At 58.2% G+C, this 22,681-nt stretch carries 29 protein-coding genes and 1 tRNA gene; 14 read left to right on the top strand and 16 right to left on the bottom strand.

Annotated features, from left to right (window positions below; genetic code table 11):
* Positions 1–17: 17 nt before the first annotated feature.
* Genes SIB58_RS08425 through SIB58_RS08405 form a run of 5 tightly spaced genes read left to right on the top strand, consistent with a single transcriptional unit; the run spans position 18 to position 4,173 of the window.
* Positions 18–917 carry a putative selenate ABC transporter substrate-binding protein gene (locus SIB58_RS08425; RefSeq protein WP_066905322.1) on the top strand — a complete coding sequence of 300 codons (900 nt, stop codon included), beginning with the start codon at positions 18–20 and terminating at the stop codon, positions 915–917.
* Positions 914–1,672 (top strand): ATP-binding cassette domain-containing protein, encoded by a 759-nt coding sequence (locus tag SIB58_RS08420; RefSeq protein WP_066905324.1) that lies wholly within the window; start codon positions 914–916, stop codon positions 1,670–1,672. Before SIB58_RS08425 ends, SIB58_RS08420 begins: the two co-directional genes overlap by 4 nt.
* Positions 1,673–1,680: 8 nt before the next feature.
* Entirely contained in the window at positions 1,681–3,198 is a 1,518-nt protein-coding gene (locus tag SIB58_RS08415; protein ID WP_231884102.1) for a phosphonate ABC transporter, read from the top strand.
* A gap of 29 nt (positions 3,199–3,227) precedes the next feature.
* Positions 3,228–3,896, top strand: coding sequence for a GDSL-type esterase/lipase family protein (locus tag SIB58_RS08410; protein WP_066905326.1), 669 nt, complete (start codon positions 3,228–3,230; stop codon positions 3,894–3,896).
* 34 nt (positions 3,897–3,930) lie between these two features.
* On the top strand, positions 3,931–4,173 hold the full coding sequence (locus SIB58_RS08405; RefSeq protein ID WP_066905329.1) for a hypothetical protein: 243 nt from the start codon (positions 3,931–3,933) through the stop codon (positions 4,171–4,173).
* Between the two features lie 2 nt (positions 4,174–4,175).
* Here the strand turns inward: SIB58_RS08405 and SIB58_RS08400 are convergent, their stop codons facing one another.
* From SIB58_RS08400 to SIB58_RS08390, 3 genes are all read right to left on the bottom strand, one after another.
* Positions 4,176–4,592 carry a hypothetical protein gene (locus tag SIB58_RS08400; protein ID WP_067325348.1) on the bottom strand — a complete coding sequence of 139 codons (417 nt, stop codon included), beginning with the start codon at positions 4,590–4,592 and terminating at the stop codon, positions 4,176–4,178.
* On the bottom strand, positions 4,589–4,825 hold the full coding sequence (locus SIB58_RS08395; RefSeq protein WP_066905332.1) for a hypothetical protein: 237 nt from the start codon (positions 4,823–4,825) through the stop codon (positions 4,589–4,591). The genes SIB58_RS08400 and SIB58_RS08395 overlap by 4 nt, the downstream gene beginning before the upstream one ends.
* Positions 4,826–4,991: 166 nt before the next feature.
* Positions 4,992–5,615, bottom strand: coding sequence for a DUF938 domain-containing protein (locus SIB58_RS08390; protein WP_066905335.1), 624 nt, complete (start codon positions 5,613–5,615; stop codon positions 4,992–4,994).
* A gap of 195 nt (positions 5,616–5,810) precedes the next feature.
* On the opposite strand from SIB58_RS08390, the gene SIB58_RS08385 reads away from it, so the two are divergent.
* From SIB58_RS08385 to SIB58_RS08375, 3 genes are all read left to right on the top strand, one after another.
* Positions 5,811–6,464, top strand: coding sequence for a hypothetical protein (locus SIB58_RS08385; protein WP_231856974.1), 654 nt, complete (start codon positions 5,811–5,813; stop codon positions 6,462–6,464).
* A gap of 176 nt (positions 6,465–6,640) precedes the next feature.
* Positions 6,641–6,823, top strand: coding sequence for a hypothetical protein (locus tag SIB58_RS08380; RefSeq protein WP_066905339.1), 183 nt, complete (start codon positions 6,641–6,643; stop codon positions 6,821–6,823).
* A gap of 64 nt (positions 6,824–6,887) precedes the next feature.
* Entirely contained in the window at positions 6,888–7,022 is a 135-nt protein-coding gene (locus SIB58_RS08375) for a hypothetical protein (protein WP_255359950.1), read from the top strand.
* Between the two features lie 9 nt (positions 7,023–7,031).
* Here the strand turns inward: SIB58_RS08375 and SIB58_RS08370 are convergent, their stop codons facing one another.
* Entirely contained in the window at positions 7,032–7,334 is a 303-nt protein-coding gene (locus SIB58_RS08370) for a hypothetical protein (RefSeq protein WP_066905341.1), read from the bottom strand.
* A gap of 139 nt (positions 7,335–7,473) precedes the next feature.
* Here SIB58_RS08370 and SIB58_RS08365 point away from each other — a divergent pair, with 139 nt between their 5' ends.
* Positions 7,474–8,034 carry an alpha-ketoglutarate-dependent dioxygenase AlkB family protein gene (locus tag SIB58_RS08365; protein ID WP_082823279.1) on the top strand — a complete coding sequence of 187 codons (561 nt, stop codon included), beginning with the start codon at positions 7,474–7,476 and terminating at the stop codon, positions 8,032–8,034.
* Here SIB58_RS08365 and SIB58_RS08360 read toward each other — a convergent pair.
* Positions 8,003–8,926 (bottom strand): AEC family transporter, encoded by a 924-nt coding sequence (locus SIB58_RS08360; protein ID WP_231856975.1) that lies wholly within the window; start codon positions 8,924–8,926, stop codon positions 8,003–8,005. The two genes, SIB58_RS08365 and SIB58_RS08360, sit on opposite strands and share 32 nt — an antisense overlap.
* 79 nt (positions 8,927–9,005) lie before the next feature.
* On the opposite strand from SIB58_RS08360, the gene SIB58_RS08355 reads away from it, so the two are divergent.
* Complete coding sequence (locus tag SIB58_RS08355; protein ID WP_066905343.1) at positions 9,006–9,230, top strand: hypothetical protein; 225 nt, start codon at positions 9,006–9,008, stop codon at positions 9,228–9,230.
* Here SIB58_RS08355 and SIB58_RS08350 read toward each other — a convergent pair.
* A complete protein-coding gene (locus tag SIB58_RS08350; protein WP_414494830.1) occupies positions 9,209–9,502 on the bottom strand; it encodes a hypothetical protein in 294 nt (97 codons plus the stop codon). The genes SIB58_RS08355 and SIB58_RS08350 overlap by 22 nt on opposite strands.
* A 6-nt stretch (positions 9,503–9,508) precedes the next feature.
* On the opposite strand from SIB58_RS08350, the gene SIB58_RS08345 reads away from it, so the two are divergent.
* Complete coding sequence (locus SIB58_RS08345; protein WP_414494828.1) at positions 9,509–9,829, top strand: hypothetical protein; 321 nt, start codon at positions 9,509–9,511, stop codon at positions 9,827–9,829.
* A gap of 151 nt (positions 9,830–9,980) precedes the next feature.
* On the opposite strand, the gene SIB58_RS08340 is transcribed toward SIB58_RS08345, so the two are convergent.
* The 5 genes from SIB58_RS08340 to SIB58_RS08320 are packed head-to-tail and all read right to left on the bottom strand — an operon-like array spanning position 9,981 to position 14,234.
* Positions 9,981–10,724 carry an amino acid ABC transporter ATP-binding protein gene (locus SIB58_RS08340; protein WP_066905347.1) on the bottom strand — a complete coding sequence of 248 codons (744 nt, stop codon included), beginning with the start codon at positions 10,722–10,724 and terminating at the stop codon, positions 9,981–9,983.
* The gene (locus SIB58_RS08335; protein WP_066905349.1) at positions 10,721–11,761 is read right to left on the bottom strand and encodes an amino acid ABC transporter permease; all 1,041 of its coding nucleotides are present in this window, start codon (positions 11,759–11,761) and stop codon (positions 10,721–10,723) included. Before SIB58_RS08335 ends, SIB58_RS08340 begins: the two co-directional genes overlap by 4 nt.
* Positions 11,761–12,261 (bottom strand): HdeD family acid-resistance protein, encoded by a 501-nt coding sequence (locus SIB58_RS08330; protein WP_066905351.1) that lies wholly within the window; start codon positions 12,259–12,261, stop codon positions 11,761–11,763. The genes SIB58_RS08335 and SIB58_RS08330 overlap by 1 nt, the downstream gene beginning before the upstream one ends.
* Positions 12,262–12,285: 24 nt before the next feature.
* Positions 12,286–13,185 (bottom strand): ABC transporter permease subunit, encoded by a 900-nt coding sequence (locus SIB58_RS08325; RefSeq protein WP_067325351.1) that lies wholly within the window; start codon positions 13,183–13,185, stop codon positions 12,286–12,288.
* Entirely contained in the window at positions 13,182–14,234 is a 1,053-nt protein-coding gene (locus tag SIB58_RS08320; RefSeq protein ID WP_066905355.1) for an amino acid ABC transporter substrate-binding protein, read from the bottom strand. Before SIB58_RS08320 ends, SIB58_RS08325 begins: the two co-directional genes overlap by 4 nt.
* A 165-nt stretch (positions 14,235–14,399) precedes the next feature.
* On the opposite strand from SIB58_RS08320, the gene SIB58_RS08315 reads away from it, so the two are divergent.
* A complete protein-coding gene (locus SIB58_RS08315) occupies positions 14,400–14,672 on the top strand; it encodes a hypothetical protein (protein WP_231856977.1) in 273 nt (90 codons plus the stop codon).
* 47 nt (positions 14,673–14,719) lie between these two features.
* Here SIB58_RS08315 and SIB58_RS08310 read toward each other — a convergent pair whose 3' ends face one another.
* Both SIB58_RS08310 and SIB58_RS08305 read right to left on the bottom strand, forming a co-directional pair.
* A complete protein-coding gene (locus SIB58_RS08310; RefSeq protein ID WP_066905357.1) occupies positions 14,720–16,300 on the bottom strand; it encodes a SulP family inorganic anion transporter in 1,581 nt (526 codons plus the stop codon).
* A gap of 30 nt (positions 16,301–16,330) precedes the next feature.
* Positions 16,331–17,572 carry an FAD-binding oxidoreductase gene (locus SIB58_RS08305; RefSeq protein WP_066905359.1) on the bottom strand — a complete coding sequence of 414 codons (1,242 nt, stop codon included), beginning with the start codon at positions 17,570–17,572 and terminating at the stop codon, positions 16,331–16,333.
* 50 nt (positions 17,573–17,622) lie between these two features.
* Here SIB58_RS08305 and SIB58_RS08300 point away from each other — a divergent pair, with 50 nt between their 5' ends.
* A complete protein-coding gene (locus tag SIB58_RS08300) occupies positions 17,623–18,750 on the top strand; it encodes a sirohydrochlorin chelatase (RefSeq protein WP_067325354.1) in 1,128 nt (375 codons plus the stop codon).
* Between the two features lie 388 nt (positions 18,751–19,138).
* Positions 19,139–19,402 carry a DUF2811 domain-containing protein gene (locus SIB58_RS08295; RefSeq protein WP_066905606.1) on the top strand — a complete coding sequence of 88 codons (264 nt, stop codon included), beginning with the start codon at positions 19,139–19,141 and terminating at the stop codon, positions 19,400–19,402.
* Here SIB58_RS08295 and SIB58_RS08290 read toward each other — a convergent pair.
* The 3 genes from SIB58_RS08290 to SIB58_RS08280 all read right to left on the bottom strand — a co-directional run bounded on the left by SIB58_RS08290 (position 19,383) and on the right by SIB58_RS08280 (position 22,670).
* Positions 19,383–21,044, bottom strand: coding sequence for a GMC oxidoreductase (locus tag SIB58_RS08290; RefSeq protein WP_066905363.1), 1,662 nt, complete (start codon positions 21,042–21,044; stop codon positions 19,383–19,385). The two genes, SIB58_RS08295 and SIB58_RS08290, sit on opposite strands and share 20 nt — an antisense overlap.
* 526 nt (positions 21,045–21,570) lie before the next feature.
* Positions 21,571–21,647, bottom strand: a tRNA-Met gene (locus tag SIB58_RS08285).
* Positions 21,648–21,698: 51 nt separating this feature from the next.
* Positions 21,699–22,670 carry an asparaginase gene (locus SIB58_RS08280; RefSeq protein WP_066905608.1) on the bottom strand — a complete coding sequence of 324 codons (972 nt, stop codon included), beginning with the start codon at positions 22,668–22,670 and terminating at the stop codon, positions 21,699–21,701.
* Between the last annotated feature and the right edge of the window lie 11 nt (positions 22,671–22,681).

Genomic DNA, 22,681 nt, shown 5'->3' with positions numbered 1-22,681 from the left:
ATTGCGTCTCTAGAGACATGCCTTTCCGAGAACCCCGGGCCGTTGCCTTGCTGGCCCTATTGCTTTGCCAAGGGGTAACGGTCTTGCCTGTTGTGGCCCAGCCCACACTCAAGGTGGGTGCCATTCCTGATCAGAATCCTGAGCGACTCAATCGTCTTTATGGCCAGTTGGCAGACGAATTGAGTGATCGGCTCAAGGTCAAGGTGCGCTACGTACCGGTCAGCAATTACCCAGCGGCTGTGAGCGCTTTTCGCACCGGTGGACTGGATCTTGTCTGGTTTGGTGGCTTGACCGGTGTGCAGGCGCGCCTGCAGACGCCCGGGGCTCAGGTTCTTGCTCAGCGCGACATTGATGCACGCTTCCGCAGTGTCTTCATCGCCAACACAAGCTCTGGTCTGCAACCAATCAGCTCGATCAACGGTCTGACCAGTCTGCGAGGCAAGCGGTTCTCTTTCGGTTCAGAGAGTTCGACCTCCGGCCGTTTGATGCCACAGCATTTTCTTGCCAAGGCCGGAGTTACCCCAAATCAGTTCAGTGGCGCGCGGGCCGGATTCAGCGGCAGTCATGACGCCACCATCGCAGTGGTGCAAAGCGGTGCCTACGAAGCGGGTGCCCTCAATGAGCAGGTCTGGACGTCGGCGGTGAAAGACGGGCGCGTGAACACCGAGAAGGTGAGTGTGATCTGGCGAACTCCTGAATACGTTGACTACCACTGGGTCGTTCGGCCGAAGCTGGATCAGCGGTTCGGAAAGGGCTTCACCACGCGTCTTCAGAAGGCGATCCTGGGTCTCCAGCCCACCACGCCACGTCAGGTGACCATCCTTGAGCTCTTTGCCGCCAAGCGGTTCATTTCAGCGGAGGCGAGTCAGTACAAGCCGATTGAAAAGGTTGGCCGGGAGTTGGGCAAGATCAGGTGACAGCGCTCCTGGAGCTCGATGAGGTGCGTCTTGCTGGTCCCCATGGGGATCGGCTGAACGCTGTCACTCTCAAGCTCCAGAACGGTGAGCGAATTGCCCTGCTCGGTCGCAGCGGGGCCGGCAAGAGTTCATTGATCGGGGTTTTCAACGGCAGCCTGCTCCCCGCTGCAGGCCGCGTTCTGTTTCAGGGAGCGTCGCTCGCGTCGCTCAGCCGGCGACAACGCGCACGGATCGGCACCCTCTGGCAGGACCTGCGTCTGATCGAAGAGCTCAGCATTGGTCAGAATGTCAATGCCGGTGCACTTGGCCGCCGCCGCCTGCCTTGGGCCCTGGCCAACCTGTTGTTTCGCGTTGATGCGGAGGCCAGCCGATCCTGCCTGCGCCAGGCAGGTCTGGAGGAACCCCTGCTGGCTGACGCTGGGCTTGATCGTTCTGTGGGCCAGCTTTCAGGCGGCCAACGGCAGCGCGTGGCCCTGGCCCGACTGTTTCGACAACAGCCTGATCTGATGCTGGCGGATGAACCCCTCGCCAGTCTTGATCCCGCCATTGCCTCTGAAGTATTGGAGCGGCTTCTGACCTCTGAGCTGGATGGCACTCTGCGCAGTGGTGCGCAGGCAGTGGTGGTGTCCTTGCATCGCCCGGAGCTGATCGATCGCTTTGATCGCGTGCTCGGTCTGCGCGCAGGACGGCTTGTGATCGATGCGCCTGCAAAGGCCGTCTCAGCAGCTGATCTCCGCGATTTGTATGCACCGTGATCGCTCCGATGCGGCCCACTGCACCAGCTCTGGTTCTGTTGCCGGCTCTTGCTCTGCTGCCGGTGCTGCTTGTGGTGTTGAACGGAGCCCACGGTGGCGGAGCCGAGATTCTGGGCTCGTTCGTGGTCGGTGCGGTCAGCCCTTCTATGAACCCTGCATTGTTGAAGGCGTTGCTGGTCGGCTTGCAGGTGACGGTCGCCACGGCACTGACCGGATGGAGCTGCAGTCTGGTGCTCGGTGTCTTACTGGGGTGTCTGAGTTGCGAACGTCTCTGGCTCACCTGGTGTCTTCCTGACTGGCCGGCGACCCTGCTCCGGCGCCTGATGGCCTTGCCCCGCTCCGTTCATGAACTGATCTGGGGACTGCTGCTGCTGCAGGTGCTTGGGCTACATCCCTGGGTCGCGGTACTGGCGATCTCGATTCCCTATTCATGCCTGATCGCCCGGGTGTGGCGCGATCAGCTGCAGAGCCTTGATCCGTCCCGCCTGCAGGCCATGCTCCAGACCGGGTCTTCACCCATAGCGGCCTGTGTGACGGCGTTGTCACCCGCCATGGGCTCGGTGCTGGTGAGTTACGGGGGCTATCGACTGGAGTGTGCCCTTCGCAGTGCCACGTTGTTGGGGGTCTTTGGACTTGGCGGTCTGGGGATGGATCTGGAACTGAGTCTGAAGTCGCTGCAGTTTCATGAACTCTGGACAGGACTGTGGTTGTTGACCGCCGTCACCATTGTCTTGGAGCAGGGACTTCGCTGCTGGAGGAGCTGGAGCGAAGAGGCTCAATTCGGACAGCGCCGGGTGCTTTGGTTTTCTCTGGCAGTGCTGTTGTCAGCGGGTCTTGGTGCTGTCTGGCTCGCTTGCCTGTTTCCCGACTCCGGCTCCTTGAGCTGGCTTCCTGAGCAATGGCCTGATTTCAGCAGCCTTCAGCAGGCGGCTCAGGAGCTTCCCTGGTTGTCGATGTTGTGGGAAACCTTGATCCTGACCCTGCTGGCGGCCGGCATCGCCATCGGTTTGCCGCCGTTGCTGTTGCTGTTCACCCCCGCGCGGCTCTGGCAACGCTGCGTGAATGGTTTCTGGGTTGTCGTTCGGGTGATCCCCCCACCTCTGGCGGTACTTCTGCTCTTGCTGAGCAACCAGCCAACCCTGGCCATTGGTGCGCTGGCTCTGGGGCTGCACAACAGCGGCGTCATGGGGCGTTTGCTCCAGGATGGTCTGGAGCAGCAGGACGACTCCGTTCAAGTTGCTCTGGCCAGCAGCGGAGCGTCCCCGCAGGTGGGCTGGCTGTACGGCTTGCTCAGCCCCAGGAGTCCCTCCCATCTCGCCTATGGCGCCTATCGCAGTGATGTGATCCTGCGTGAAACGGTGGTGGTTGGTCTGATCGGTGGAAGCGGTCTCGGCTGGCAGCTGCTGGAGTCGCTCAGCTCCTTTCACTGGGCGGCGGTGTTGTTGTTGATCACCACCTATGCGGCGCTGACCCTGATCGGTGAATGGCTGAGTGATCGGTCAAGGCAGCACTGGCTGCAAAGCTGACCTCTGTTAAGCCGAACAGCAGTGGATTGATGCGGGCTCCCCGTCAACTGATCGTGATCGGAGACAGCGGAGTGGTGGGCTGGGGCGACCGGGAGCGAGGCGGATGGTGTGAACGGCTTCGCTGCCATTGGATGGAACTTCCGGATGCACCGCTGATCTATGGGCTCGGGATTCGCGGTGATGGTCTTGAGGCGGTGTCAGCCCGGTGGGAACGCGAGTGGTCTTGCCGAGGGGAATTACGTCGGAAGAAGCCCGAGGCCCTGTTGCTGTCGGTGGGGCTGAATGACACGGCTCGGGTCGGTCGTATGGATGGCAGGCAACCCCTCGATGCGCAGGCTTTTCGCTTTGGATTTGAGCAGCTGCTGCGGGCCATTCAGCCCCATGGATCGGTGTTTGTTCTGGGGCTCACGCCCGTCGATGAACAGGCCATGCCATTCGCCGGCTGTCTCTGGTACAGCAATGGCGACATCGCTGTGCATGAAGCGCAGATCGAGGAAGCCTGTCTGGAGGTGGATGTTCCTTACCTAGGCCTTCACCAGTCCATGCAGGCGGAGCCAGACTGGTTGCAGTGGCTCGAGCCCGATGGCATTCATCTCAATGCATTGGGTCATGCCTGGATTGAGCAACGTCTGCGCTCCTGGAGTGCGCTGCAGCAATGGGCTGGGCTTCAGCCTTTGCAGCAGGTCATCCCTTGCTGACCCGCATCAGAATCGAGTTGTCAGCGGATTGATCATGCGCCTGCTTGCTTGTGCTGCAGCCTCGTTGTTGTTGTGTTGTGTGGCCTCGGAGGCGAGGGCTCAGCAAGGTCTCGTGAACTGTGAGGCTTTCTCCAGTGGTTTCACAACCCCGGAGGGCTGTATCGACGGATCTCAGCCCAGTTCAGGTCCGATTCCCGCGAACCAGGATGGGATGGATGACGACTGGGGGGACATGCCTTTCGGTTGGTACGGACCGGGGGACTGGATGGATTTTTAGCGTCAGCTGATGGGATCTTCCCTGTTGATGTGTGGTCTGCTGAGCAGCTGTACGAGGGCTCCCAGCGGCCACCCGAGGTTGCGCAAATGGCGAGCCAGAGATCTCGATGCCTCGTAATAGCCCTCTCCGTAACTGTGGGAATAGCCGATCTCCTTCAGTGTCAGGAGAAGCAACCGGTGCTCTCGACGGGTGCCTTCCCTTGCCTCCAGCAATTGGAAGCCTCGCTCTCTGAGCTGTTTGAGCGCCTGGTCGCTCAGATCGTTATGAAACCCCAGGTACATCACATGGTCGATCTCCCTATAGGCAGTGAAAACGCGTGCGCCGCGATGGATTTCCAGGAATTGATAGCGCTCCGTGACGGCAATCACGGAATCCATGCAGGGGGCGAGCAGGGCCTCCTCGATCTGAGCGATGTTCATGGCGTTGCGCTGCCGGCGGCCAGACGTTCCTCGCAGGCCACTTCGTAGTTCCGGACTGCACCGGCAGGGATCGAACCGTTGCTTTTCAGTTGTCGTACTGACAGCTCGACACACTGCAGGACCACGCTGGTGAGCTCACGTCCCTCGCACTGAGCCCAGCTGCGCAGCAGCACGTGCAGGCTCGGTGGAACGGAAACCGTGAGCTTCACCTGGTTTTCCCGTGGGGGCGCCATCGGCTGGGTCTTCACGTCAGCTTCACCATAGCTTCAAGTAGCTCTAAAGCAACTCTGTAGTAGCTGTGCAGTTGCCTCCAAGCAGCTATTAAGCTTTTGGCGCGGTGTTGGGGCTGTGATGATTGCTTGCGGTTGTTGCTGGGTTTCGGCGCAGGCTCTCATGGTCTCAGCGGACCCAGGTGATCATGCGATTGTTGGCGGGCATCAAGGTGATGTTCTGAAGCGTCAAGCCCTCTTCGCAGGCTTGTTTCAGCACCGTCGTCTGGTCTCGTACTCCCCAGGCAGGATTTCTCTGGCGCAGGGAGTCATCAAAGCTTTGATTGCTCTCACTGACGTGATGACCATCGACGCAGAACGGGCCGTAAACGCAAAGCGTTCCACCATTTGGCAGCAGCGCCGCTGATTGCCTCAGCAGAGCGGTGGTGCAGTCCCAGGCGGAAATGTGGAGCAGGTTGATCGCCACGATTGCCTGCAAGGGTTCTCCCAGTTGTTGCGTCAGAGCCGTGTCTCTGATGTCCAGTTGCAGGGCTGGTGGCATCTTCAGTTTCAGCTGCTCATGGCGGATCCAGGAATCGATGCTGCGGCAATGCTCAGGATCAGGATCGCTGCATTGCCAGATAAGCGATGGAAAGCGTTTCTGGAAGGTGACACCGTGTTCGCCCGATCCGCTGGCAATTTCAAGAATCAATCCACTGGCTGGAAGCTGCTTCGCCAGCACATCCCCGATCGGGATCCGGTTGCGCTGCGTCGCAGGAAAGATCAGGCGTTCATCGCCGAAGCCGGAATTCATTCGGTCAATGGTGACGTTTCCGTCTGTTGACGGGATATGGGCGTTCATCTTTTCAGGCTGCCTTGGATCAGGATCCCGAACAGATTCCAGACCACGATCATCGTCGTTTCATGCCACTGCATCTGGTTTGAGGGCCTTGAGCATGATCTCAGCGATCATTGCCGATAAAATGAACTGCTCAATCGGGAGACTGCGTTGCCGCTCAGTTCGGTCGCCGACTATCTCGATTGGGTGATGAGTTTTGACGTCTGCAAAGTCCGTCAGGAGGTGATGCTGCTCCGGCGACGCTTTCCGGATGCCACAAGCTACGAGCTTGCGGAGCAAGCATTCAGTGACGTGCGTCTGCGCGTTGTCACGGCGGGAGCTGCCATGGGGCTGGCGGCTAATCCGCTGCTGAGTGTGGCGGGTGCACTTGCTGATCTTTCCGTCACTACCCGCGCCCAGCTGTTTGCTGCGGCCTGTGCCGCCGAACTGTTGATTCCAGGCTTCCTCGATAGCGACACAGCTCGCTACGAGCTGCTTGTTCCCGTGCTCGGCTCGAGCCTGATCAGTCAGTTGGCTGTGGAGTTCGGTCTCAAGGCTGCAAAGACCGCAACGCGTGATGTGGTGGTCAGATTGATCAATCAACGCGGTCTGCGGTTGATCAATGCTGTGATCACAAGAGTGTTCGGGCGAAGGGTGACTCATAGAGCCTTGATCACCAAGACAATTCCCCTTGTGGGTTGCCTGATTGGCGGCGCCTGGAATGCCATGGAGGTTGAGGTGATCCGTAACCGCACGCTTCGCTACCTCACGGATCAATTCATGGAGCCGGTGAATGTCGTTGACGTCGAAGCTGTCTCCGGTTGATGCTGCAGTCTTCGCCGGCTCCGCAGGACCTAGGTCCCCGATGATTTGTTCGTCCTCTGGATCGGCCTGAAGCGTTTGATCAGGGGCTGGAACCATGATCAACACATCAGAGTGTTGTGATTCACACAGCTGATCACTGCTGCCTGTCGCTGAATGGTCTTAGGTGCTTTTTGCGAATGAGCTATGAACCTGGAAGTCTTGACTGTCGTCTGCTGATTGATGCCAAGCATCACCTGGAGCTCGCACTCGCTTCACTCAGTGGTCTTCCCCAAAGCGATCACATTCAGAGACAGCTGAAGGCCGTTCATCAGCAGCTCGAGGGCATGCACGATCTCAAAAGGGCGCTGAAGATTGATTGATAACGCTTGATCAATCAACCCAGTTCACTCAACTTCGATTGATTGGCTGCGCTGCTGGGTGACAATGACATCTCCCACCTCAGCCCGAATGTTTGAAAAGAAGGAGCGCCCTGCCTGGCTCAACTGGTTGTTTCTGGGCATCTTCCTGCTGTCGAGTTGGCAGCTTGCAGGCTTCTGGTTTGAAAAGCTGCACGGCTGAAGCCCTCTTTCACTCGGATGCCATCACCTTGGCAGTGGAGCGAACCACCTCGGCGACTGGCTGGGCGGATGTTCTGTTGAGTTCACGCTCGAGCGCTTCAACACGTCGCTCCCGCAGACAGTATTTGCAACCGCCAGTGGTCTGTAGGTGCCGTTCAGGCGTGATGGTGATTTCCTGAACAGGGTGCTTGCAACAGCGGATTTTCACAGGGCTCTTAAAGCTCCGCCATTGGATGCCGGAGTAGTCGAACTGATCACCGAAGCGCTGTTTTGCTCGCTTCAGGAACGTTTCCAGCGTGATCCGTGCTCCCATGGCTGCAATCTATGGGCTGTGGTCGGCAACTTCACTCCCGCTGTTATCCGTCTTCACGCTCCATCAGGCCGGCGCGGGCGCCAGAGTGCTCCACCGTGATGGTGTGCTGGGGATGGCCGCAGACGAGGCCCTTGAAGTCATGAACTGGGCCCACCAACCAGGCTGGCTGCCTCCTGACGTCAGCCAGATCTGGATGGATCGCTGTGTGGAGCAGATCAGCTGGGACCAGCCGCAGGTTCGTGTCTATGGACGATGGCATCTGGTGCCAAGGCTGACGGCTTTTCTGGCTGATCGCCAAGTGTCCTATCGCTACAGCGGTGCGCTGCATCGAGGTGAGGGCTGGCCGGACTGGTTCCTGCCACTGCTGGACCACGTCTCATCCAGGAGCTCAGCGCCCTTCAACGGCTGTCTTTTCAATCTCTATCGCGATGGCCAGGACCGCATGGGGTGGCACGCCGATGACGAACCGGAGATTGATGCCTCGTTTCCGATCGCATCGTTGTCGTTCGGATCAAGCAGAGATCTGCAGTTCCGCCATCGATTCACTGGAACACGCTGCGATCTCACTCTCGCTGATGGCGACCTTCTGCTGATGGATCCTGATTGTCAAAGGCTTTGGATGCATGGCTTGCCGGTGAGAAAGCGGGTGAAACAACCAAGGCTCAATCTCACGTTCCGGGTGTTCCGCTCAGTGGACTGATCAGCAGGCTCCAGATCGGGACACTGATCAGAGCTGCCAGTGTGCTGATCAGAATCAGTTGTGCCGGTCTGGCGCCGTTCAGTTGTTCGGATTCGGCGATGAGCAGAACGGAGATCGCGGTTGGGGCGGCCGCCTGCAGAACCAACGCCTGGCGGGCATAACCAGGCAGCGGAAAGGTCAGGCTGATCAGCAACATCAGGGAAGGAAACAAGACAAGTTTGCAGATCAGTGGTGCACTCAGATCGATTTCTGGTCCCTTCCACTTTCGTGCTGCAATATCCCCAAGTCGCATCCCCACCACAACCAGAGCCAGCACGATGACCGCACGTGAAGGCAGCCAAAGAGCATCACGGATCAGTTCATGCCACGGGGTTGCCTTCACGATCAGTGCTCCGAGCAGCCCTCTTGTGGCTGGGCTTGCACTGAGATGTCCAAGCAAATCCCGCCAGCGCTCACCGGTCCTTGGTGTTTTGCTTTGTCGGTTCAGCCAAACAGGTCCCAGACTCCAGACCAACAAGGTTGCGCCAAGGTCGTAGCCGATGCTCACCGGCAGCGCTTCCGGTGGAAGCAGGGCCAGGGTGGCTGGAATCCCGAAGTAAGCGGTGTTGCCAATGCAGCTGCCCAGCTGCAGATCAGCTCGGCCCAGAGCGGGGATGCCGGCACTCAGCCAGTGCAGGATCATCATCATCAGGGCGATGGCTGTAACGGAAAGAAGCGCCATCCCAAATAACGAACCGTTGAGGCCGCCATGCAGCAGCAGCCCCATCAGGCTCACAGGAACGCCGAAACGCACCAGTGGAAGCGCGAGGGGGGCGATCCACTGCGGTCGCCATCGTCCGAGGACTGCCCCCCCGATGAGGCAGGGAGCCATCTCCCAGAGGAGTTTCAGCACTGGTGATGCATCAACAGATCAAGGCCCAGAATTCAAGCTCTTGTGCCAGACTTTCATCCGTCTATGCAAGGGGATCATTTTGACCATCGCTGCACCCTCCTGCTTGATTCAGAGGCATTTTCTTCAGCTCAGCGCGACTCTGGCTGAGCGATGCGAGCAGCTGCAGCTGGAACTATCTGATCAGGTGGCCAGTCTGCCGTTCGGGAACGAGCGTTGGTTGTTGACCGAACGGGAGCTCTCGGCGGCAGAGGATGCGCTGCTGCGACTCCATGACCGTGTTGATCAGCTTGTCTCAATCCCGTAGTAGCGAAGCGGGATGCCAAACGTCACGACGTCATGTGGATCGCTTGGCAGAAGAGCCACGATCGCAAGCTCTCGGTCGTCGAATGCCTGCTTGGATTTGACCACAAATGATGCTGCATCTGATGCGCTCCATAGAGGTGCTCCACCGCTTCGCTCTTCGCGATACATCTCGAATATGGCTGCAAACTCTTCTCCGTAGTCGGCATCACTGAGCATCAGGTCCAATGCGGAGTCATCACTCCTGGTCTGGATCAGCTTGAACAGCTGTTGCATCAGTGGATGGTCGATGGTCGTGGAGACCCGGACAACATTGCCGATCGTCCCAACCGCTGTGACATGGAATCGTCTTCTGTCGGAACGGGCATCGATCACCGCTACGGGCAGGGTCAGATCCCACTGACGATGTTCTCCAACGTTGATTGCATGACTGCGGAGATCTTCGGCGTGGTCCTCGCAAAGCTGCTGAACCCTCTCGCGTTGGTCCACAGCGCGTTAAGGGTGTGGGTGAGCCGACAGTTCGACCGCTCGGCTGCCGGGCAAGCAGAACTCCAGATAAAGGCTGGCGGCGTCTCTCTTTCTGTTGTCGAGGATCAACATTGAAACGCGGTCCCTCCACCAGGTTGAAACAGCGGATCTCACTGCGTCACGGCGGGGTTGCCTGCATGGATCGCTCATCCGATCGCGTCCTCAATACGTTCTCACCATGGCCAGGTCCCCGGCAAAAAACAGGTTCCTGCGCTTGGGATCGTGATCAATGCGACATTTGATTGAGAAAACGCCTGCTGCGCTCCTCCTTCGCCTGGGTGAAAAATGTGGAGGAGTCGGTCAGTTCCACGACCCGCCCTGCATCCATGAACAAGACCCGGTCTGCGACTTCACGCGCGAACCCGAGCTCATGGGTCACAACGATCATCGTCATGCCATCGGCAGCGAGTCTTCGCATGGCATCCAGCACCTCCTTGACCCGTTCTGGATCGAGAGCGCTGGTGGGCTCGTCAAACAGCATCAGCTCTGGATCCATGGCCAGTGCCCTGGCGATAGCCACCCGTTGTTGCTGACCCCCGCTCAGTTCAGAGGGATATTTCCTGGCCTGATCGGCGATGCCCATCTGCGCCAGAAGTCCGTGTGCCCTTGCTTCTGCATCAGCTTTGCTGATTTTTCTCACTCGGATCGGCGCCAGCGTGATGTTGTCGAGGATCGAGAGGTGCGGGAAGAGGTTGAATTGCTGGAACACCATCCCGACACGACGACGGATCCGCCGGATCTGTCGTTCATCCTGCTCCATATCCAGAGGAATGCCGACGATCTCCAGCTTCCCGGCATCAATTGCTTCAAGCCCGTTGAATGTGCGAATCAGGGTGCTCTTGCCGGAACCGGAGGGCCCCATCACGACCAGCACTTCACCATGGTTGACGCTGAGGTTCACTTGATCGAGCGCTTTCTGTGAACCGTTGAAGGTCTTGCTGATTGATTCGGCTCTGACGGAGACAGTCATGAAGGAATGGCTGAAGTGGAGGCAGAGGGGCCCTGACGTTCAAGCTGACGAGCCATGAGGGCCATGGCGGTGCATACCAACCAGTACAGACCTGCTAGCCAGATGTAGGTCTCGAGGTGTCGACCGATATAGGCAGGATTGGCCAGCAGGCTGCGGCTGATTCCAAGCAGTTCCACCAAGCCAAGAATGGCCATCAAGCTCGTGTTCTGAAGCAGGCCAATGGCTTGATTGGTCAGTGCAGGCACCGCCACGCGCAGTGCCTGAGGAAGGACCACCAGCTGTTGGATCTGCCATGGACCCAGCCCCAGTGCTGCTGCTGCTTCGAGCTGCGTGCCCGGAATGGCCTGTAAGCCTCCGCGCACATCTTCAGCGACATAGGCGGCCGCGAACAGCGCGAAAGCCACGATGGCTCTGAGTACGCGATTGATTTCGATCTCGACCGGCAGAAACAGAGGAAGAAGCAGCTGTCCGAAAAAGAGCACGGCAATCAACGGCACTGCTCGCATGCCATCGATGTAGAGGCGACAGAGATGGCGTGGCAGTGTCAGCTTGCTTCTGCGTCCAAGGGCCAGCAAGATTCCAAGCGGTAGGGCCAGCAAACCGCTGAAGCCGGTGAGCAGCACCGTCAGGGTCAGCCCCCCCCAGTCCCTCGAGCTCACGGTCTGCAATCCTGGTCCGCCGGCAAGCAGCAGCAGGCCAAAGGGCAGCATGGCGAGCCAGCACCACGAAAGAGCTAAACCGCTGACTCGCCAACGTGCAGGCAGGAGAGGCTGCAGCAGGGTGGCCGCCGTCATCAGGCAAAGCATTCCCAGCCAGAGAAACGGTCTCCAGCGCTCGTTCTCCGGGTAGGAACCTAGGGCGAAGAGCGGAAGATTCTCCGTGACGACGGACCAGTCTGCTCCCACAACCAGCCAGGCAGCGGTTGACCAGACGATCCAAATGATCAGGGCCAGGATCACAACACTGAGCAGTGTCTGCAGGGGATGATGTCTGGCCTGGAGAAGTCGTTTCCGATACGCAGTCCGTGACCCGGTCATCAACTCCCGGGCTGCTCCGCTGGTGCGCTGAACAGTTTGATGGCTGACGTGAACAAGGCGACTCCGAACAGAGTTCCGAGGGCCCAGAGGCTGTCGAACGGCCACTCCACCACCAGCAGAACTCCAATCAAGGAAGTGAGTATGCCATCAACAATGCTCAGGCCGCCGGCTGGACCTGATGCACTGGCTCCGGAGGCAAGCTCCATCACACCTTCCACCAGCAGCAGGATGCCTGCAAAGAGGGTGAGGCTGACTTCACTGTCGATGGGATCAATCAGAATGAAGATTGCGCCACCGACATACAGCAGTCCTGAGAGAACGCGAAACAGTTTCCCCTGACTGTTGCTCTCATCGCCAAGACGCAGAAACTGACCGATTCCTGCTGCAAATGCGATCCCACCAATTCCAATTGTGAGAAGAGTGGCGGAAGCAAAGGGCAGCAGGATCGCAGCGATTGCGGCGATCACGAGCAGCACCGCAGCGATGCGACGGGAATTCATTGGCTCAGCAGTAACAGATCGATCCTAGGTCCGTTGTACAGGACGAACCACGATTCGATTCAGCAACTGCATGCCACCATTGATGAGAAGATTGAGTGCGAGAAAGCTCAGCAAAAGGATGAGGAATCCCTCGATGGCTCTTCCGGTCTGGGTGATCGCTGTATCACTTACGGCGTAGAGATCTGCAAAGCCAACAGCGATTGCCAGGGTGCTGTTTTTGGCCAGATTTAAATACTGACTGCTCAGAGCCGGAAGAATTGCTGGTAAAGCCTGTGGCAAGACAACTCTCCTCAGTCCGAGGGTTTCGCCAATACCCAAGCTCCTGAATGCTTCCCACTGACCCCTAGGGACGGAGTCGAGTCCACCGCGAACGACCTCCGCGATCGCCGCACCGGTGAAGACGCTCAGGCCGACCAGAACCGCAGAGAACTCCACGCTCAGGTTCAGCCCAAGAATCGCGACTCCCTGATTCGAGAGGCTGATGAGCGCACCGATGGGAGCCATCGGTTCGGACGGCAGGCCAAGAAAAGCCACGAAATACCAGAAGAGAAGCTGCAGCAGCAAGGGGATCTGGCGGATCAAGCCCACGTACAGGCCCGCCAGCTGACGGAGCAGGGGATTGAGACTTCGTCTCGCTGCTCCGGCCACAACACCCAGCACCGTGGCCAGCACGATGCTGCAAGCGATCACCCGGAGACTGTTCAGCCAGCTCACCAGCAAAGCCCAGGCTGTGCTGTCCCCAGGTTGATAGGGAAGTGTGTGTTCGCTGAGGGCGAATCCAGCGGGCTGCCAGAGCCATTCGAAGCTGAGTCCAAGGCCTGTGCGGATCAGATTCACTGCCAGGTTATTGACCAGAATCCCCACAACAGTGAGAACCGCGACCACCAAGATGAGCTCAAGCCAAGGGAAGCCTTTCCGTTTCATTGAAACGGAGGCGCAGTAATGACTCCTCCATCGCGATGCAACTGATTGAGTCCGCGTGGGATTGGAACAGCGCTGTCAGGCCCCAGATGGCGGTCGTAGATCTCTCCGTAGTTTCCAGTGGATCTGATCACGTTCACCATGAAATCGTTGCTGAGGCCCAGCTTGCTGCCTAGATCGCCTTCGACTCCAAGAAACCGCCTCAACTTCGTGAGATCAGGATTGTTCTGTGCCTCTTGCAGCTTGTCGTCCACATTGGCCTGGGTGATTCCCATCTCCTCTGCAGTGATCACTCCATACACCACCCAGCGCATGGAGTCTGAGAGTTTTTGATCACCACCTGACGACAAGGGAGCCAGGGGTTCTTTGCTGAGAACATCGGCAAGAATCACATGCTGCTCAGGTCGTTCAAATCCTGATCGGGCCGATGCCAGTTGGGATCGGTCTGAGGTCATTGCCTGGCAACGTCCCTGGAGATAGCCAGCAACCACTTGGTTGAGATCCTGATATTTGATTGGCTTGTAAGGCAACCCAAGCGACTGGAACGCATCATTCAGATTCTGTTCGGTCGTGGTACCCGAGCCGACACAGATCGACTGACCTTTGAGATCTTTAAGGCTGCGGATTCCGCTGTTGCGCCGTACCAATAACCCTTGCCCATCGTGGAAAACGACTGGCGCAAAGCTCACGCCATTCCCACCTGAAGCATCTCTGCTGAGATTAAACGTTGTGTTACGGGAAAGAAGATCGATCTCTCCGGTTTTCAGCGCTGTGAATCGCTCCGGTGCAGTGAGCGGTCGGTATTGCACTTTGCTGGGATCACCGATGATTGCTGCCGCAAAGGCCTTGCACAGATCCACATCGAGGCCTGCGTAGCTGCCATCCCTTTGCAGGAAGCTGAAACCTGGAATCTTTCCACTGACGCCGCAACGCAGTTCCCCTCTGTTGCGAATCAGATCCACTCGGGATGCATCGCCATTTCCGAGGCTGGCGCAGGCTGAAAGCGCCAGGCATGCCGAGAGAAGGGAGACAAGTGAGCGACGCTTCGTCATACAAATGGTCCTAGAAGGGCAATTTTGTCAGAACTTCGAGAGGTTTGAAACGGATGTCTGCTGACCTTGGCAGGAATCTCTACTGTTGTTTGCATGTCGATCAAGCGCCGAAAGATGTTTCGGTTCCGAGCGGGATCCTCGTTAGCCATGGGATTTGTACTGTCCATGGCTGCTTCTCCTGTTTTGAGCTGGCAGCTTGGCGACCGACAGGCTTACAACAACAAGATGGCCCTGCTCAACGTGATGCTTGAGGGTGCCAAGCAGCGTGCTGTTGACACCGACGATCTTCAGACTCTGTGCCTGGTGATGAGCATCGGCAACGATGTGACAGAGCGCTATCTCCAGGAGCATTCCAGTGACCAGCAGATCGAACAGCGATTGAAAGGAATGCGCAACGACTTCACCTCCTGCTTGGGCCTCCTTTACGACGCCCAGTGAACCTGTCGATCGATCAGATCAGATACCAGCTTTAAGAATTGCCCCTGTCAGCCATGGCCCCCATCGGTTTGAGGCCCAATTCGTTCAAAAAGATTGAGACTTTCCTGGTTCATTCCCACCACTTCAACCTTGGATCCACCCTGCTGAAGCTTGCGAATGACCTGATTGAGAGCGCTGACGCCGCTCTGGTCCCAAATATGGGCTGCTGACAGATCAATCGTGATCTGACTGAGATGGTCGTGAACGTCAAATCCCTGCAGAAAGTAGATCTTGCTCACGAAAAACAGCTGTCCGCTCACGACATAACGGCGCATGTTTTCGTTTACATCCACTGCATCAACGCGGATCACCTTGGCCACCTTGCGACTGAACAGGATGCCCGCCAGAGCAACTCCTGCGATCACGCCGAGCGCCAGATTGTGAGGTGTGGTGAGCATGGTGACGGCGAAGGTCATCAGCATGACCGCCGTGTCGCTCTTCGGGATGGATCGGAGACGGCGTAGCCCGGCGATATCAGCTGTGCTGACAGCGATGCTGATCATCACAGCCACCAGTGCTGCCATGGGGATCTGCTCGAGCCACTGCCGTCCCAGCAGAATCATCGCCAGCAGGCTGACCCCTGAAAAGAGCGTGGAGAGCCTGGTTCGCCCACCGTTGTCGATGTTCATCACCGACTGACCAACAAGAGCGCAGCCGGCCATGCCGCCAAACAAGGAGGACACGATGTTGGCGATGCCCTGACCTCTTGCTTCCACGTTCTTGTTGGAGTTGCTGTCGGTGCGGTCATCGAGGATGTCCTGGGTCAGAAAGGTCTCCATCAGCCCCACAAGTGAGATCGCCAGGGCCGTTGGCAGAACGATGCCCAGGGTCTCGAGACTGAAGGGCACCTTCATCTGCTCCGGTGAACCGAAGGGCCAGCTCGGAATCGGCAGTCCGGTGGGCAGGTCACCGAGGCTGCTGACGGTGGGGATCTCCAGGCTGAATCCGATCGAGATCACGGTCAGCACAATGATGGCCACCAGCTGGGACGGCACCAGTTGTGTCAGGCGTGGCAATCCATAGATGATCACCAGACCAAGCAGGACCAGTCCCCAGACGATCGGAATCTGGCTGCCATGCGGCAGCAAGTCATGGGCATGGCCCGCCACCTCTGTTTCGCCGAAGTGCAGATTGATGCCCAGCTGGGGAAACTGTGCCTGGAAGATCAGCAGCGCCAGCGCGTTCACAAATCCGCTGAGTACGCCAAGAGGCACGAAACGCATCTGGTAAGCCAGACGCAGCCAACCCCAGAGAATCTGCAGGATGCCTGTGACCACTCCCGCAACCAGGAGATAGGTCAGTCCCAGTCCCTCACCGCGTGCCTCACCGGTGGCGACCAGACCGGTCATCAGCAGTGCTGTGGAGCCTGTGGCGGAGGTGATCATTGCTGACCTTCCACCAACGAAGGCGATCGTGATCGACAGCAGAAACGCTCCGAACAGGCCGACCTGCGGATCCACGCCGGCAATGCCGGAGAACGCAATCGCCTCCGGAATCATGGCGAAGGCCACCACAAGTCCGGACAGCAGATCCTTGCTTGGGTTGCCGAAGCCGAGATTCAACTGCCGAGGCACGGATCCTGAGGCCATCAATCATCTGTTGAGTGCTGGGACCGTAGTTCAGAGCGGAGGCAGCCGTCCTTCGGGATCCAGTTCGCTCTTGAGTTGGCGCAGTTCCGGCAACCACTCGCCGAAGGCGTCCACCAGTTCCCGTTGATGACCAGGCAGATGGTCATGCAACTGTGCGAGATGCAATCCCGGGCAGGCCTGGCGGAGGTCATCACTGACCTGATCCATCCATTGCAGGCTTCGCTCCCTTCCGGCCAGGTCTCCAGGATTCCAGGCCGCTGTGATCCACGGTTTCCACATCGAATCGCGGTGAATGAAGTAGGTGCTCTCACGGTTGACTCGCGTGGTTGCTCCTCCGAGCTGCTGAGCGCTGATTCGGCATTCATCATGCGGACGTTGCTGGATTCGCGCGCTCAGCAGCTCGATCAAGAGGCTGGCCTTTCGTCCCAGAGCAGGACCGAGACGCCCGGTCACCTCGTTGTGAACCGGTGAAGAGGAGGCGATGTCGGATGCAAGGCTGCCGAACCTGGGCTGCTCCAGCTGGCTTGTGCAGTGCTGAACGGCGGCCTGGTGATCGGTTCCCAGGATGGGATCCAGTGCTGCCAGGGGGCCAGGTGTTGTTTGGTCTTCGCTGCTGTCAACGGCGTAGATTTCCAACCTCTCCCCCCAGCTCCATTGCAGGCTGCAGGTTTCAGGCCACTGTTCCGCCATCTGCAGCAGTTCGGGAAGCAGCGAGGGATGGATCAATCCACGCCGCAGTCGCAGCGGTTGTAAGGGTTGGGTCCGCAGGCGCAGGCGTGTGACAACGGCGAGGAACGGTGCGGCACCCAGCAGAGCGCGCCATTGGCGGGAATTCTCTGCGCTTTGATCGGTGGAAAGGGAAAAGAATTCACCTGTTCCCCAGATGCCCTCCATCGCTTGGATGGAGTCCACTGCCAGCCCCTGGGAACGACTGAGAGGCCCCATTCCACCCGTGAGTAGGAAGCCGCTTCCGGTCAGTCCGGAAAGTCCGATGGGCACGCTGCGCCCATAGGGACGTAAGGCCTGCAGAAGCTCGGCCATGGTCAAACCGGTGCCGATCTCGATGTCCCGGGAGTGATCGTGGTAGTAGATCTCGCGGTGTTTGCGTAGATCGAGGGTCCAGCAGCCATCGCTTGCGCAGCGACTGCTGGTGCCACCCGAGCGAATCCGCAGAGGAGTTGATCCGAGCGGCTGGCGCATCAGCTGCTTCAACAGCTTCGGATTGGGGGCCAGGCAGCCGAGGGTTTCTGCATCACTTGCCAGACAGTTCATGGTCTTTGTTTTACGGCCGCGAATAGGTTTGATACAGATGCACCTCACGTGTGACCCAGCAGATCGTTGCTCCTGCTGCAACCAAACATGGAGTTCTGATCTGTGGTCATGGCAGTCGTAATCGTCTGGCCGTTGCCGAGTTCGAGGGTCTGGCCAACGGACTCAAAGAGCGCCTGACGGGATTGCCGGTGGAATACGGGTTCCTTGAATTCGCCCGTCCCATCCTGAGAGATGGTCTGGACAAACTGCGCGAGCAGGGAGTGGTGAAGGTGCTTGCCGTTCCGGCGATGTTGTTTGCCGCTGGACACGCCAAGAACGACATCCCGTCCGTTCTCAACACCTACAGCGCTGAAACCGGACTGGAGATTGACTACGGCCGTGAACTGGGCGTGGACCGGTTGATGATCGCCGCAGCAGGAGCACGCATTCAGGAGGCTCTCAACAAGACCTCCAGGGTTGATCTCTGCGACACCATGCTCGTGGTCGTTGGTCGAGGTTCTTCGGACCCTGACGCCAATTCCAACGTGGCCAAGGTCACCAGGATGTTGGTGGAGGGTTTTGGTTTCGGCTGGGGGGAAACCGTTTATTCGGGCGTCACATTTCCTCTGGTGGAACCCGGTCTCCGTCATGTGGTGAAGCTTGGTTTTAAGCGCATCATCGTGTTTCCTTACTTTCTGTTCTCCGGGGTGTTGGTCAGTCGCATTCGTCAACACACAGAACGGGTTGCGGATGATCATCCCGAGATTGACTTCGTCAATGCGTCCTACCTGGGTGATCACAGCTTCGTTCTCGACACGTTCCTAGAGCGGGTTCAGGAAGTGATGGGCGGAGAAGCTGCAATGAACTGCTCTCTCTGCAAATACAGGGCTCAGGTTCTGGGCTTTGAGCAGGAAGTGGGCCTTGACCAGTCAAGTCACCATCACCACGTTGAGGGGCTCACGGAAGCCTGCGCCCTCTGCGAACGGGAATGCACGGGGGTTTGTCAACCCGACGGCATCCCGATTCCGCTGAGCGGTGGGCACCATCACGATCATGACCACAACCATGAGCAACACAGCCATGAGCAACACAGCCATGAGCATGGACACCATCCCTATCCCCACGCCGATCACCCCCTCGGACCGACAACGTTGCGTCGCGTAGCAGTCAAGCAAGAGGCGACTGAGTCTCAAATCTGAAGCAAATCAGTAGGAATGCCGCGCTCAGGCGTCTCTGTCTTGCTTTGGTCTCGCGAGACTTGGTCGTATAAGCGTGGCTGATGTGCCGTGGCGCTGTGGAGAAAAACCGGGGTTTTCCACAGTTCTTGGACGCTTTTCCACTGCTATTAGCTCAAAGCGGTCGCCTGGAGGACGGGCCTGTGGTTTTGGGTTCCGGTGCCTTTGGTTGCTTGACAGGAGGGCTTCTGCGAAGGCTCGAGTGGCGGGATGAGTCTGTCTTGAGAGCAGATCGACTGCGCTGCAATGAGTCTTGTTTGAGATCAGTGTTTGGTGGCAGCGCGTTGTTCGCTTTGACGATCAGGGCACTTGTGTGGCTTCCTGTTGGTGGAAACCGGACTCAGAAGCGCGGATGGATTGCAATCACTTGGAGTGCTGCATGGAGTCGCAGCCGGCCACCGCATCAGAGCGTGAATCAGCCTGCGTGAGTCTTGAGGCTGAAATCCCTGAGGTCCTGTACCAGGGCATGAAAGCCTTCATTGGATCCAATCCGGCCTGGGATCAGTACCGGCTGATGAGCTCAGCTCTGGCCCAGTTTCTTTTTCAGAACGGTTGTTCTGAGCGCGCCGTCACGGAGCGCTACCTCGATGATCTGTTCAGCCGTTCCCAGGCGTAACAGCTGCCAGGCATGCTCTGCGGGTGATCGCCATCATGGTGAGCGTCGGGCTTTGCCATCCGGAACTGGGCCAGCAGGCTCCATCCACAACCAGCACATTGGGACAGCGCCAGAGACGGTTCCAGCGATCAACCACGCTGTGCTCTTCGTTGGTTCCCATGGCTGCTCCTCCGACTTCGTGGATGTAATAGCCGGGAGGAGGAGCATCCTCCTGAGCCGCAAGAGCCTTCGCGACAAAAGGCTTCACCACTGGAAGGTGCACCTGATCAGCGAGTGATGTCGTCAGACCTCCGGCAACCTGGATGCAATCCTGAATGGTGCGCTTCATGTGCTGCACCATGGCCTGCTCATTCGCTCCCCAGCGGCAGCTGATGTGGGGTATCGGCACATCAAATGGATCGCAGCGTTGCGAGAGGGTCACCTGATTTCCTTCATCTGAGAGCACCTCACCGTGGCCGATCAGAAAGCCAAGTCGGCGGTCCGGATTGCGTTTGAGCCACCGGGGCGGATCAAATCGGTTGATGGCCCCCCAGATCCCATAGCCGCGCAGAAAAGGGCGCCCGGCGCAGGTCTCTGGGGCATTGCCGAAGGGCAGAAAGAAGCTTCCTGCTCCTGAAAGCGTGCTGGATGGGTCGGATTGCTGAGCCGCACCACGTCCTGTTTCGCTGGGAACGGAAAAGAATTGACAGCAGGACACATGATCCATCAATCCCTTTCCCAGCAGACCTGAGGGATCCCTGAAGCCCTTTGAATTGGTTTGTTGCTCAGACTGAATCAGCAGTCTGAGCGTTGCAATCGTGGAGGCGCAGGCCACCACCAGATTGCATTCCAGTCGCTGCCGTTCCCCATTGATGCGGTTGACGACGACAACGGCACGGGCACGTTGCTGGGCGGGATCCATCTCCAGGCTTTCCGCCATTGCATTGCACAACAGTTGAACTCGCCCCGTAGCCAGTGCTCGCTGAAGACTGCTGCCGTTGCTGCTTGATCGAGGCCACTCGGCTGATGGGGTGCGCTTGGGGGCCTCAAAACCGCGGGAATGGATCAAGGCAATGCCTCGCTCCTTGCTCAGGAGTTCACGCATCCGCTCCTCCTCAGGCATGAATGGCAAAGCCGGTGCCATCCGTCCGTCAGGGAGATGGTCGAGTCCATCTCGCTCACCACGGACTTCAAACAGCTGTTCAAGTGCGCTGTAGTGCGGATCGAGTTCGGCGTGAGTGATGGGCCAGTTTTGGCCGTATCCGTCTTGATCCGCGGCTTTGAATTCATAGTCCGACAGCCGCAGGGTGATACCACCCCATGTGAGGCTGCGGCCGCCAACCTGACGACCCTGGGTCCAGAGAAACGGTTGATCGTCTGGCGTGCTGTACGGGTACTGACGCTCGTCCGCGTAGAGGGAGGGATTCTGTTTCCAGTAGCCAGGGTGCTGAATCTGACGCCGATGGCGACCGCTGATCAGGCCTTCGGCTCGTCTGAGGCTATTGCCAGGCTCGTTCCCGAGGGCTTCCGAGGGCGATCGATCCGGACCCGCTTCAACAACCAGAACTCGGAGTCCTGCTTCGGCGAGTGTCATCGCGGCCACTCCCCCTGTGGCGCCCGATCCGATCACAACCGCTTCGAAGGGATTCAAGGGCACGGACATCACGATGACCTACCGATAGTGCCCGACGCGGTCGAGAGCTCTGGTCACTGTCCTGCATCTCCCTGCTCGACTGAACTGTGATTCCGAAGTGAGTTATTTGCGCTTGGCTGCAGTATGCGTTCTTGGCCGTTGCCGCTGATCACCGCCATTGATCGTAGGGACTGATCGGCGGGGCTGATCGGTTGATCGGTGTCACTGAAGATCTTCGTCGGATCAGATAGAGATGATTCCTGGGCTGATTCAGGGTGTTGTTGATTCAGCTGAAGAGGCTCAATTCGCATCTGCTCACTTCATTGTCTGTGCAGATATCTCACGCAAAGTTGAGTCTGTGCTTGCTGTTGCAGATGCAGATTGTGCCCCTGCTCCTGACCTGCGATATCGAATTAAGCGGAGCCAATGCCTTGCATCCAAGGCAAGCTATTCAGATTGGCTTCCCTTTTTGGGTCATGCATCTGCATCCATCCCACTAAAGGTACTCAAATGATTAAAGCAATAAAAAAGCCCCACAAAGTGAGGCTTTAAAAATTGGTGGCGGGGGGGAGATTTGAACTCCCGACCTTCGGGTTATGAGCCCGACGAGCTACCAGACTGCTCTACCCCGCGGTGACCTAATAACTATACAACTTGGTGATCAGAGACACCACTCAATTGGGGTCAGGTTCGCAGCTCACCCTCTACCTCAAGGTGAACGCCAGGATTGAGGATCAACAGCTGTTCCTCCAATTCCTTGAGTCCGCTTGGCGTCATCCAGTCGAGCTGATGCAGTAGATGGAGGGCCACAGCCTGCTTGGCACGTCTGGCACCGTCTTCAACCTTGATGGCAACGCCAAGACCTTCGCCAGTTCGGCTCAGGCACTGAATGCCTTCTGCACCCCCTTTGCTGATCACCTGGTGATGGGAGCGTCGCATTAATTCCGTATCGAACCGTCCCTCTCCAGCCACCAGTTCTGGGTGCGCAAGCATTGCCCGGCTGATCTGTTCCAGTTCCGCATGGGCTGAGGATCCGAGGTGGGCAAACAACAGAGCCATCTGGTTGAGCTGAAGGCGCAACGTGGGAGCTCCGCAGTCATCCCGTTCAGCAACCAGTTCATCAGGGGGCAGACCGAGCAGTTCCGCCACGCGTCGTGTGATCTCCTGCTGCAGGGGATGATCTCCCTGGAGATAGGTCTCAATCGGCCATCCCATTTTTCGGGCGGTAATCAGAAAAGCAGCATGCTTGCCCGAGCAGTTGTGCTCAAGGGGACTGGAGCGGCCCACGGGGATCGGGCACTGCAGATGATCGCTTTCCAGTTCTGCGTTCCACAGCAACCGGAAGGCTTCACGTGCATGCCCAGGGGTGCCCGAATGGGATCCGCAGCTGATGGCGATTCCCCGCTCACCGCAGTTGTAGGTCTCCGATGCGCCGCTGCTGATCAGTGGCAGGGCTTGAAAGGGTTTGAGCGCCGAGCGAATAAAGGTTTCGAAGTCCGGCTGCCCAGCTTTCATCAGCACCCGGCCGCGGCTGTCGCAGACCACTGCATGCACCCGGTGGGTGGACTCGATGGACGACCCTCGTCGCAGCCGGACCTCGAGTGCTGGAGAACTCAGGGAGCGCGCCGAGCCGCGGTAACCCGATGGGATCGACATGCCCTGATGTT

It is taken from the genome of Synechococcus sp. MIT S9504, assembly GCF_047497135.1.
Lineage (GTDB): Bacteria > Cyanobacteriota > Cyanobacteriia > PCC-6307 > Cyanobiaceae > Synechococcus_C.
Note: the sequence above shows the minus strand (reverse complement) of the source record. Positions and strands in the feature narration are given on the sequence as shown.